Source organism: Flectobacillus sp. (genome assembly GCF_049240685.1).
Classification (GTDB): domain Bacteria; phylum Bacteroidota; class Bacteroidia; order Cytophagales; family Spirosomataceae; genus Flectobacillus.
Window position 1 is genome coordinate 1 of sequence record NZ_JBMLSD010000406.1, and the last position, 11,822, is coordinate 11,822.

General features: G+C 38.8%; 13 protein-coding genes. 12 read left to right on the forward strand and 1 reads right to left on the reverse strand.

Annotated elements, in window-relative coordinates; genetic code table 11:
- The first annotated feature begins 132 nt into the window (after positions 1 to 132).
- The 3 genes from ACOVQ4_RS18475 (at position 133) to ACOVQ4_RS18485 (ending at position 2,607) form a co-directional block, all read left to right on the forward strand.
- The gene (locus tag ACOVQ4_RS18475) at positions 133 to 1,272 is read left to right on the forward strand and encodes a 5-(carboxyamino)imidazole ribonucleotide synthase (protein ID WP_421822093.1); all 1,140 of its coding nucleotides are present in this window, start codon (positions 133 to 135) and stop codon (positions 1,270 to 1,272) included.
- A 42-nt stretch (positions 1,273 to 1,314) separates the two neighbouring features.
- Positions 1,315 to 1,803, forward strand: a complete 489-nt coding sequence (purE, locus tag ACOVQ4_RS18480; RefSeq protein ID WP_421822094.1) for a 5-(carboxyamino)imidazole ribonucleotide mutase — start codon at positions 1,315 to 1,317, stop codon at positions 1,801 to 1,803.
- Between the two features lie 105 nt (positions 1,804 to 1,908).
- Positions 1,909 to 2,607 carry a LysM peptidoglycan-binding domain-containing protein gene (locus ACOVQ4_RS18485; RefSeq protein WP_421822095.1) on the forward strand — a complete coding sequence of 233 codons (699 nt, stop codon included), beginning with the start codon at positions 1,909 to 1,911 and terminating at the stop codon, positions 2,605 to 2,607.
- Positions 2,608 to 2,768: 161 nt separating this feature from the next.
- On the opposite strand, the gene folK is transcribed toward ACOVQ4_RS18485, so the two are convergent.
- Positions 2,769 to 3,269 (reverse strand): 2-amino-4-hydroxy-6-hydroxymethyldihydropteridine diphosphokinase, encoded by a 501-nt coding sequence (folK, locus tag ACOVQ4_RS18490; RefSeq protein ID WP_421822096.1) that lies wholly within the window; start codon positions 3,267 to 3,269, stop codon positions 2,769 to 2,771.
- Positions 3,270 to 3,407: 138 nt separating this feature from the next.
- On the opposite strand from folK, the gene ACOVQ4_RS18495 reads away from it, so the two are divergent.
- From ACOVQ4_RS18495 to ACOVQ4_RS18535, 9 genes are all read left to right on the forward strand, one after another.
- Complete coding sequence (locus ACOVQ4_RS18495; protein ID WP_095164138.1) at positions 3,408 to 3,968, forward strand: YqgE/AlgH family protein; 561 nt, start codon at positions 3,408 to 3,410, stop codon at positions 3,966 to 3,968.
- A gap of 300 nt (positions 3,969 to 4,268) precedes the next feature.
- Positions 4,269 to 4,784, forward strand: a complete 516-nt coding sequence (locus tag ACOVQ4_RS18500) for a hypothetical protein (RefSeq protein WP_421822097.1) — start codon at positions 4,269 to 4,271, stop codon at positions 4,782 to 4,784.
- Between the two features lie 57 nt (positions 4,785 to 4,841).
- Positions 4,842 to 5,969 (forward strand): amidohydrolase family protein, encoded by a 1,128-nt coding sequence (locus ACOVQ4_RS18505; protein ID WP_421822098.1) that lies wholly within the window; start codon positions 4,842 to 4,844, stop codon positions 5,967 to 5,969.
- 130 nt (positions 5,970 to 6,099) lie between these two features.
- Entirely contained in the window at positions 6,100 to 6,660 is a 561-nt protein-coding gene (locus ACOVQ4_RS18510) for a hypothetical protein (RefSeq protein ID WP_421822099.1), read from the forward strand.
- A gap of 151 nt (positions 6,661 to 6,811) precedes the next feature.
- On the forward strand, positions 6,812 to 8,047 hold the full coding sequence (locus ACOVQ4_RS18515) for a 3-phosphoshikimate 1-carboxyvinyltransferase (RefSeq protein ID WP_421822104.1): 1,236 nt from the start codon (positions 6,812 to 6,814) through the stop codon (positions 8,045 to 8,047).
- Between the two features lie 503 nt (positions 8,048 to 8,550).
- Positions 8,551 to 9,081, forward strand: coding sequence for a PAS domain-containing protein (locus ACOVQ4_RS18520; RefSeq protein WP_421822100.1), 531 nt, complete (start codon positions 8,551 to 8,553; stop codon positions 9,079 to 9,081).
- A gap of 121 nt (positions 9,082 to 9,202) precedes the next feature.
- On the forward strand, positions 9,203 to 10,501 hold the full coding sequence (locus ACOVQ4_RS18525; RefSeq protein WP_421822101.1) for a PQQ-dependent sugar dehydrogenase: 1,299 nt from the start codon (positions 9,203 to 9,205) through the stop codon (positions 10,499 to 10,501).
- A gap of 10 nt (positions 10,502 to 10,511) precedes the next feature.
- Positions 10,512 to 10,934 carry a c-type cytochrome gene (locus ACOVQ4_RS18530; RefSeq protein ID WP_421822102.1) on the forward strand — a complete coding sequence of 141 codons (423 nt, stop codon included), beginning with the start codon at positions 10,512 to 10,514 and terminating at the stop codon, positions 10,932 to 10,934.
- Between the two features lie 256 nt (positions 10,935 to 11,190).
- Positions 11,191 to 11,822, forward strand: a 632-nt coding sequence (locus ACOVQ4_RS18535) for a hypothetical protein (protein WP_421822103.1), incomplete at its 3' end; no start/stop codon positions are given.

Genomic DNA, 11,822 nt, shown 5'->3' on the forward strand with positions numbered 1-11,822 from the left:
CCAAAACGAAGGTTTATTGAATTTTTCATGAAATGTCTTGATTTGATACACAACAAATTTAATAACCTTTCAATATTTAGCAGTAATTTTGGGGTATAAATAAACACGATTCTTGGTTTCGTGCTACAAATCATGCCAGTATTCTCAAAAAATTTCAAATTAGGACTTTTAGGCGGTGGCCAGTTAGGCCGTATGATGCTCCAAGCCGCTATCGATTTAGACATTCATGTGAAGGCTCTCGATCCAGACCCGAACGCTCCCTGTGCCAAAATTGCACCTGAGTTTGTGTGTGGCTCATTCCTTGATTTTGATACAGTGTATGCTTTCGGTCAAGACTGCGAAGTAATCACTATCGAAATCGAGAATGTGAACCTCGATGCTTTGAAAAAACTTCAATCTGAAGGCAAAAAGGTTTTTCCTCAGCCAGAAGTATTGGAGCTCATTCAAGATAAGCGTATCCAGAAGCAATTCTATCGTGAGCATCAACTCCCAACAGCGGATTTTGTATTAACCGACAATGCCGACGCCGTAGCGGAAAATGTTGATTTCTTGCCAGCGTTTAATAAACTCGGTCGTGGCGGTTATGATGGAAAAGGTGTTCAGCGCATTAGCTCTGCCAACGAGGTGCACCTTGCCTTTACAGAACCAAGTCTCCTCGAAAAAGCAGTAGACTTTGCTAAAGAAATTGCCGTAATCGTAGCCCGTAACGAACAAGGCGAATGCAAAACCTTTCCTACTGTAGAATGCGTATTCCATCCTGTACATAACTTGGTTGAATACCTTTTTGCTCCAGCCGATATTTCGGTAGATATCAGCGAAAAAGCCAAATCAATCGCTATCGAAACCGCTGAAAAATTAGGAATAGTAGGTTTACTCGCTGTAGAAATGTTCCTGACAAAGGATGGCGAAGTCTTAATCAACGAAGTAGCTCCTCGCACACACAACAGCGGCCACCATACCATCCGTGCAAACCATACTTCGCAGTTTGAACAACATTTACGTGCAGTTTTGGGATTACCACTTGGCGATACTACTGCTCATAGCACCGCTGCCATGGTGAATCTTTTGGGCGAAGACGGTTATTCAGGCCATGCCCAATATGCAGGAATGAGCGAGGTGTTGGCAATTGACGGAGTGTATCCATTTTTGTATGGCAAAACCACCACTAAGCCCTTTCGCAAAATGGGACATGTAACAGTGGTAGAAAACGATTTAGAGAAATTGAAAGAAAAAGTAGATTTCGTAAAAAATACACTGAAAGTAATCGCATAAATTATTAGTAGTCATTTCATTTATCAAAACCAATACAATCCAATGGTAGGAATCATTATGGGTAGCATCTCTGACCTAAAAGTTATGCAAGAAGCTGCCGACGTTATCAAAGAATTAGGCGTAGACTACGAAATTGACATTGTATCTGCTCACCGTACACCCCTCAAAATGGTTGAATATGCACAAACAGCTCGTGAAAGAGGAATCAAGGTAATTATTGCAGGTGCAGGAGGTGCAGCTCACCTTCCAGGAATGGTAGCGTCGGTGACTACTTTGCCAGTAATTGGGGTACCCGTAAAATCATCAAACTCGATTGATGGATGGGATTCGGTGCTTTCTATTTTGCAAATGCCTTCGGGTGTGCCTGTGGCGACTGTTGCCCTTAATGGTGCAAAAAATGCAGGAATCTTGGCTGTACAAATGATTGGTATTGAGAATCCCGCAATTGCAGAAACATTAGCGAGTTACAAAAAACAATTGAGCAGTAAAGTTGATGATATGGTAACTGAGCTAAAAAAAACCATTCAATAAATTATTTGGACAAAATCTCTTTCCCTTACAAGTTCAATCGTTAACTTAGGTAAAGATTATTGAGAAAACATTTCCCAATTTCTGGCCTTAATTAACCTTACGAAGATGGAAGATAAAAAAAACCCTCGACCAGTCGAAGAAAGTTCGCAAATCCCTAATATCACTTTATTAGTATTATTGGGGCTGATTGCTGCGTTACTCTACGTTGGCTGGCAATACTTAAAAGAAGACTCTATTTCTGACAACGAACTTACCAACGCAGGTAATGATAGCATTGCTGTGATTGACAACAATCGTGAGTCTCCTGTTGTTGCCGAAACTTCATCCGATGAAGATGAAAAGGAGGCTGAAAATAAGGAATCGGAGGATAAAAAATCAAATGATAAGGAGGAAGGAACAAAAGCAAAAAAAGACAAAAAGCTTGACTCCAAAAATAAGGAAAGTGTCAAACCTCAAACTGAGAAAAAAGACACTCCCAAAGCTTCGGAGCTTAGCCTCACTAAAGGAGAGACTATTACGCACGTTGTGCAGGCAGGTGAAACCTTTTTTGGCATCGCTAATCGATATAACCTTAAGTGGCAATCTCTTCAAAAACTCAATCCTACCGTTAATCCAGAGGGCATAAAAGTAGGCGTAACAAAGTTGAAGGTTAAGGTATTGAAAGTACACGTCGTTGGTTCGGGAGATGTGCTAAGGGTGGTTGCTCAAAAATATGGCGTACCTAAAGCATTAATCATGCAAGCCAACAAAAAAACACGAGATATTACCGAAAAAGGAGAAAAGTTAATTATTCCATTGAAGTAACACCGTGTTTAGGCGATAGGCAATAGGCAAAAACATTTTAACACTCTTTGCCTTGTGCCTGTTGCCTAGTGCCTAAACACATAACTTTAATCTAATTCTGCACAATTACTTACTAAATAAGACTACTTCTGAAATCAGAAAGTTACCTCCAATATCTCCAATTACAAACCTTCATATACTTTTATCCAACCGCTATCAGGGCAATCTTCTAACATTTGTAAGGTTGTTTTTTGTAAAATAGGATGAATCCAGTCGGGAGCAATATCTGCAAGAGGCACTAGTACAAATTTACGTTCTTGTATAAATGGATGAGGAATAACCAATCGGGTATCTTCAATAATCAACTCATCGAAATAAATAATATCAATATCTATACAACGTTCTCCCCATTTTTCTACTCGTACTCGACCTAGCTCATTTTCTATTTTTTGGATTTTTTCTAAAATCTCGTGAGGAAGAAAGCAAAAATTTTCAATTTTTAATACCAAATTCAAAAAACCTGCTTGATTTAAGTTGCCCCAAGGCTCAGTTTCATAAATATTTGAAATAGAAAGATTTGTACCGATGTTTTGTCTAATAAGCTGTATTGCCTGATTCAAATTCTCTTCACGATTGCCCAAATTTGAGCCCAGAGACAGAAAAAGCGTTTGGAGTTTTGGCACTTGCATTGTATTTTTAATATGTACGATTAATACTGATACGTGTATCAGCCATGAAAATTTTGGTGCTTACGCTATTGCCAGAAAGCATTACAAAGTTAGTTTTTGTAGTACTAGTTTAACACTCAAACGTGGAATATTATGAAGAACAGGATTGTAAATAGGGGCAACTTGCTTATTTCTGAGCCTTTCTTAGGCGACCCTAATTTTGAGCGAAGCGTAGTGTTAATTTGTGAGCATCATAATTCCTACGGGTCTTTTGGTTTGGTACTCAATCAAACTTCTAATCTGGTACTTGCCGATGTCCTAGAAGAAAATGTATATCCTGATGTTCCCTTGTTCATCGGTGGGCCTGTTCAGCAAAACACCCTGCATTTTGTGCATCGCCGTCCTGATTTGATTGATGGTGGACAAGAGTTGCTCAAAGGCGTTGTATGGGGTGGAAATTTCGAACAAGTAAAACGCCTTTTGAATAATGGCGTGCTTCACCCTGAAGATATTCGTTGCTTTTTGGGCTATTCGGGTTGGAGCGGTGGTCAGCTCAAAGACGAACTCGAAAAAGATTCGTGGATTGTGGCTTCGGCAACTTCCGAAATCGTATTTGATACGCCTTCTGACTCTTTTTGGCGAACAGTCCTCAAGGGCATGGGGGGCGATTTTAAGGTAATGGCCAATTATCCCACAGACCCAAGATTGAATTGATTTTCTGTAGAAACGAAACTCTTTTCGAAATATATCTTTTTGACTTTGTAAAAAGCAGCCGACAAATATCCATGTCGGCTGTTCTTATTTTATAGATAAAAATGTTAAAGTATCTAAAAATGGAATGATTCTGGTAAGAAAATGTTTTACTTAGAGCAATAATTCCGAATAAGTAAAAGAAGTTATTAGTCATATTACTCGACAAACAGAGTAAAGGGCGTTTTGGTGTTTAGACTTGAGTATAGCTTGAAAACCAACTATATTCACCATTCACCATTCATCATTCACCATTAATCAAGCATGACCGACCCAAACGAACTTTCAGTATTTGAAGATGATCCAGATATTCCAGAGGTTACGACCATTTTTACCAAAGCTCAAGACCGCTATATGCTGCTGGTTGGCACTTTGGGGGCTTTGCTGTATATGGTGTATTTTTTGAACCAAGCCGAATTATGGTCAGGGCTTTGTATGCTGATATTAGCTTCTTATCTGGGTTGGATTTATATGAAACACCATAAACCTCAACCTAAGATTATCCTTTCGCAAGAAGGCATACAATTGTTTGGACAACCCTTTGTATCTTGGGCTTTGGTACATGGGCTGCATATTAAGCCAGAGGTAAAAAAAAATATCTATACTGAAAATCTTATTTTTGTCAACAATGGACGAATTCAAGAAATACCCCTTAGTCAACTCGATATTACTGCTTGGCGTTTAGAACATTTACTCGAAATATACCAAGGTCGTTTTCGTTATGGCTCAGTTAGTATTTTGCCCGACGATGAAGAAAATCCTCAATTATCTCTCGAATAAAGATTTGCTGAATCATATTTTTCCTTCACAACTACCTGAATTAATTCCTCTAATTGTATGAAATCTAATTATTTACTATTGTCTGCTTTACTACTGAGTATGAGCTCTTATGCTCAACAAATTACGGTGAATTTTGAAGAGTACGAGCCCAAATCTACTTTGGTCGTGCCCGAACATATTACCACAAAAGCCAAATTTCCTTTTATCGATGTTCATAATCATCAGTGGAATTTACATGAAGAAAAAGAAAATTTGGATAAACTGATTACAGAGATGAACACCCTCAATATGAAATTGATGGTGAATTTGAGCGGGAGAGGTTGGACAAGTGATGAAACCAAAAGTACTCAAACGCTGACAAAACAAATTGAACAAATCAAACAGTATTATCCAAGTCGTTTTGCGGTATTTACCAATATTGATTTTGCCAATATCAATACCAAAGGATGGACCGAAAAAGCGGTAAAAACGCTTGAAGATGATGTAAAACTGCGTGGTGCTAAAGGGTTGAAAATTTATAAAAATCTTGGTTTTTCGGTAAAAGATGGTGATAAATTGGTGCGTGTTGATGACCCACGCTTAGACCCAATCTGGAAAAAAGCTGGCGAATTAGGAATCCCTGTACTGATTCATACGGCTGACCCAGAGCGTTTTTGGCAACCAGTTGACCGTTTTAACGAGCGCTGGCTCGAACTCAAGTTGCACCCAGATAGAAAGCGTAATGCAGGAGAAAAATCAAATGATTTTACTTGGGAGCAACTTATAGAACAACAACATAATGTTTTCAAGAAAAATCCTAAAACTAATTTTATAGCGGCACACATGGGATGGTTTCCCAATAATTTACCCAAATTGGATAGCCTAATGGACGAAATGCCCAATATGTATGTCGAAATAGGGGCGGTGATTGCAGAGCTTGGGCGTCAGCCACATACAGCTAAAAGATTTTTTGAAAAACGTCAAGATCGAATCCTCTTTGGAAAAGACTCATGGGTGCCATCTGAATACGCAACTTATTTTAGAGTATTGGAAACCAACGATGAATATTTTCCCTATCACAAAAAATATCATGCTTTCTGGAGAATGTACGGGCTAGGTCTTTCGGATAATATTTTGAAAAAAGTTTATTACAAAAATGCCTTAAAACTAATTCCAGGACTAGATAAAAGTCAATTTCCTGAATAGAATCGTCGTTATCTGTTAATGGTGTATCTGTTATTAGATAATTTAAACCTGATTATGGAATAAAATAGAACTAGTCGTTTGATGTTGTAACAGATATACCGTTAACTGATAACATCTTCATCATTATATCATGAGATTATTGCTTGTAATATTATTAAGCTTGACGAGTTTAAGTATTTTAGGTCAAAATGAAAGATTGGGACGTATCCGAAAAGCTGTTGACAGCACAGGAAAATATACTCCCATTAAGTATTTGGCAATAGAATACGCTAAAGGCTATGCACGAAAACTCCGCTTTTTTGAAGAAAGCGATATTTCATTTCAATTGATTGGAAAAAATATGCGATTTACAGGACGAATCGAGCAAATTGCTGATAGCACATTTTTCTTTACAGACGAAGATAGCCATGTTACTTCCGAAATTGCGCTCAAAGATATTGATATGATTTTCTCACCGTATCGACATATCCCCTTCGTATCCAAAGGAGCAGGGACAATTGCGGCAGGTGGTGTGATGTTTTCCTTGATTGATGTGCTCAATCAAGTTCAGCGTAATCAACCTGTCAAGCTTAGCCCTGGGTTATTGGCCTTTAGTGGCGTTTGTATTGGCATTGGGCTAATAGCCAAACCTCTTTCTTATCCTAAATATAAAATCAGTCAGAAACGACGCTTGGTCGTGCGATTCATGTAACAAATTAGGAAAGATTAGGTTCTTGGATTAATTTTGTTATTCTTCTGAAAAGAATCCAAACGCTGGCGTTTGCCAATGCTTTGGAAGATTCTAATTAACCAAATAAACGATGCCAAAGCTCGACTCTGACATCCACAATCCGACATTGACCTTGAAAAAGTTATTATTACACAAAGTACAACAGTCTTTCCAAACGGAAATTCCTTTACCGTCTTCAAAATCAGAATCTAACCGTGCCTTGATTATCAATGCACTCGCCAAAGGTCACGACAACTTATCGAACCTTGCCGAAGCTCGTGATACCCAAACGATGATGCGCTTGTTGGCGTCTAACGACCCTATCGCCGACGTGATTGATGCTGGCACAACTATGCGCTTTTTGACTGCTTATTATGCGGTAACGGGTCAAATCAAAACCATGACAGGTACGCCTCGCATGTGCGAGCGCCCTATTGGTATTTTGGTAGATGCCTTGCGCGAATTAGGGGCTCAAATCGACTATGTAAAAACGGAAGGCTATCCTCCATTACAATTAAATGGTTTTGATTTTAAAGGAAACAGCCGTTTGGCGATTCGTGGAGATGTGAGTTCTCAATATATTTCGGCATTGTTGATGGTAGCGCCTTTGTTGCCAGAAGGCTTAACCTTGGAAATTACAGGTGAGTTGGGGTCGAAGCCATATATCGAAATGACTTTGAAACAAATGGAGGCATTTGGTGTACAAGCTCAGGCAGATTGGGACGCAAAAACTATCACTGTAGCTCCACAAGCCTATAATCCTATCCAGTATGCCGTTGAATCAGACTGGTCTGGTGCGAGTTATTGGTTCTCAGTTGTGGCTTTGTCTGATAAGGCTGATGCTTCTTTGGAATTGTTAGGACTGAAAGAAAATTCTCTACAAGGCGACTCGGTAGTAACTGATATTATGAGCCACTTGGGTGTGAAGTCAGAATATACGGGTCGTGGTTTTAAATTGACCAAAATCGAGCCTGCTACATCCTTGGAATGGGATTTTACTAACTGTCCAGATTTAGCGCAAACGATTTGTGTAGTAGCTGCTGCCAAAAATATTCCGTTGACCCTGACAGGAATTGAGTCTTTGAAAGTGAAAGAAACAGACCGTATTATGGCGCTTCAAAATGAGTTAATCAAATTTGGCGCAACCTTGAAAGAAGTCGAAACCAATCATAAATACCAATTGACTCCTGCTGCAACCGAACGTCAAGCGGTGCCTGTATCAGTACATACTTACGACGACCACCGCATGGCGATGGCTTTTGCACCATTGGCATTGGTAGAAGATGTAGTAATCGAAGAACCAGACGTGGTCGTAAAATCATATCCAAGTTTCTGGAATCACTTATCCAAAATCGTAACGATTGAATAATTGTGAATGATGAATGAGTGAATTGTGAATGATTTTTCAATAAAAAAGAGTCCGTGGAACTAGGGTTTTACGGACTCTTTTTTTGTATTAGGAAAAAGGTGATTCCACTTAGTGGGTGAATGTGTTCACTCGTAACGAATGAGTTTTAATCGACGTCATTGGTTGACACAGCAACGAAAGATGCCAAGAAATAGGACTTATTTTGAGCAAATAAAAAACTTTCGTGTAGTCCTAATTTACCTCTCCACAATTTTCCATAACCACACTAACAGTCAGATAGATATAAATAATGTTACATTTCGTGGTCAAAAAAAAACTTGAGTCAAAAGAGTAATAAATCATAGCTTTTTATGTATATTTAAAACTGAAGTATTTGATAATCAGTATGTTATTTTTTGTTTTGTTTATTAGATTTTATAAAAAGTTCAAACAAAATCTATGTTTCTTATTCATTTACTCTTTATTTTTTACTAAAATATCGCAAGACCTTAAACAAAACTTATATGTTTGATTTGTCCTCAGACAGTAGTTCGGATGCGTTTAAGAACATCCGCTTAATTCATCCGCTACTTATTGGCAATGAATTTATGTCACCACCTATTGCCTTATCCGAGGAGGCACAAAATGATTATGAGATTATTTGCCGTTATGCCATCAAACAAGGTTGGATACGCTGGGCAGATTTTCGTTTACACCTCAAAAATTCTGCTCATGCGGTAGTGATTACCGACCCTCAACAAACTATCTTGCTAGCAAGCACTGGTTTTGAGCGCATGACTGGTTACACTCCCACATTTGCCAGAGGTAAAAAACCTAAATTTTTGCAAGGAAAAGATACCGAAGCCGACGTGCGAGCATTGATACGCGAGCATATCCAAAAGCGAATTCCTGTGGAAGGGGTTCTCACAAATTATCGTCCTAATGGAGAACCTTATTTGTGTAAAGTACAAATTATTCCAATGTTCAATAAATCGTATGAGTTAGTCAATTTTATTGCTCTGGAAAACGAGGTGTTTCCTGACACAAAACCCTAGCCAGTAAAGCCCAACAGAACATTTTATCGAATTTTGTAGTTTTGGTTAAAACATCATTAACCAAGCCAATGGCGTATGTTCATTGGTTAAAACTAAAAATCGGCACTAAAATCATTTTCTAATGAAAAAAAGCATTATTCTCTCCGCTTTGTTTGGGCTGTTGATAAACACTTCGTTGTTGGCCAGCACAGCTCCTAAGAAATCTTCTAAAGTACAGAAATCTATCAAATTAAAAGCTGATGTTGATAACGGTGGTTTGACTCTTCCAAAGGGCATCGGTGCCTTGGTGGTAGCCGATGGCTTGGGAAAAGCTCGTCATTTGGCTGTAGCATCCAATGGCGATGTATATGTCCGTCTGAATAAATTGGTCAACGGCAAAGGTACCGTTGTGTTGAAAGATACCGATGGTGATGGCAAAGCTGACCAAAATACTTCCTTTGGAAACTTTTTGGGTACTGGTATCGTCATTGGCAATGGGTATCTATATGCTTCGTCTGATACATCAGTCGTTCGCTATCCGATGAAGGATGGAAAAGTAGACGAGGCTGCTGGCGAAACAATCGTAACGGGATTGGAACATTATAGCGAACACGGCTCGAAGTCAATTGAGTTGGACGACAAAGGGCATTTATATGTAACCTTTGGTGCTCCATCAAATGCTTGTCAGGAGAAAAACCGCCAAAAAGGTTCTAAAGGAATGGACCCATGCCCGATTTTGGAATGGCATGGTGGCATTTGGCAGTTTGATGCCAACAAGAAAAACCAAAAACAAGCTGATGGTGTGCGTTATGCTACGGGCTTACGCAATGTGGTAGGTTTGGATTGGAACAAACAACAAGGTGAATTGTATGCGATGCAACACGGTCGTGACCAGTTGAATACCATGTTTTCGACTTTGTACAATGCCGAGCAAAATGCAGAATTGCCTTCAGAAGAGTTTTGTTTGGTAAAAAAAGGTTCTGATTTTGGTTGGCCGTATTGTTACCATGATCGCTTCCAAAACAAAAAAATGTTAGCGCCAGAATATGGTGGTGATGGCAAAATTCAAGAACGATGCGAAGGTAAAGACCAGCCAATTATGGCTTTCCCTGCGCACTGGGCGCCAAATGCTTTGTTGTTTTACACAGGAAATATGCTTCCTGCAAAATATAAAAATGGTGCATTTATTTGTTTTCATGGCTCATGGAACCGTGCTCCGTTGAAACAAGGTGGTTATTTTGTGGCTTTTGTTCCTTTTGGAAAAAATGGAAAGCCATCAGGCGAATATGAAGTATTTGCAGAAGGTTTTGCAGGTGGTAGCGAAATCAAAAATCCTAACGAAGCAAAGGCGCGCCCAATGGGTTTGGCGCAAGGACCAGACGGTTCATTGTATATCAGTGATTCGGTAAAAGGAAAAGTTTGGAGAGTTATCAAAAACTAAATATCAACTCATGTTCAAATATATAATTACTTGTTTGTTGTTGTTAGGCATGTTGGGTTCGGCAGTTTCAGCAAGATACGGTCAAAAAACTACTTCTCATAAGGTCATATTGGCGGATTCGGGTCAGCTTGTTTATGAAAATTATTGCTTGGCTTGCCATCAAGAAGATGGGAGTGGCGTCCCTAATTTGAATCCACCATTAATCCAGAATGAATGGGTTTTGGGTGATTCAGCACGATTGATTAAGGTGGTTTTGAATGGACTAAAAGGAGTAGAAGTTGCGGGAGAAAGTTATTCGAATGAAATGCCCTCTCATGATTTCTTAAGTGATAAAGAGATTGCGAATGTGCTTACGTACATTCGTAAAAGTTTTGGTAATAAAGCAAGCGCCATTACTCCTGAAATGGTAAAAATACAAAGAACTAAGAAATAGTGTTCTTTGTGAAATATTTGATTTTCAGTTAAATAGCTTTTCTATTAAGGCTTTAATTCTTTAGTTATAAACTTTTTTCAGAGTTTAGACACTATTGAATTAAAGTCTTTTTTTATAATTAAATATTGAAATTTTATAATTTTATGTAAAAATATTATTAAAAAAGTGCTAAATTTGAAATAATATTTGCTATCCCGCCATTTGTAGCAGATACCTATCTTTATTGAACCCAAACTTTATTTTCTAAACAACCTCTATGAAACAGTTTTCCTTAGCTTTAGCTATGATGGGTCTCCTTGTCATGGGAATTTCCTTTTGTGCACAGTCTCAAATCAAAACGCGTTCAAGTCGTGATGTCTTGTTTGATGTAAAAGTAAATGACGATAGCCGAGCCGTACTTAGCTGGGTGAGTACCGAGGGGCATCGTCCTGCAAGATATATCGTTCAACGTAGTAAAGACAATGACACTTTCTTCGACATTCGTGAAATTCCAGTAAAAGAAAGCATGGCCGATGAGAGACTCCAATTCACCTTCACTGATTCCAAAATTCTTCGCTATTCAGAGTATTATCGCATAGTAGAATATGAGCAAGATGGACAGTTTAATGTCTATACCTCGATTGCGGCTAAGATTACCTCGCCTATCATTGTGGCTCGACAAAATGACCGTAATGTGATTACCGTTACAGTTGATAGCAACACCAATGTGACAGCATTGGTGGGTACGGAGTCGGGCTTGGGTGTTCCTTGCGAACAAGAGGCTGCTTCGGATGCTAATAGTGTAGTTTTGAAGTCTTTATATCCTTTGAATTCAGGGAATTATATCGTTAAGCTTCGTTCTCCTGGTGGAGAAAGACAGTTTAAGTTTACCGTAAAAAGTGATGAACG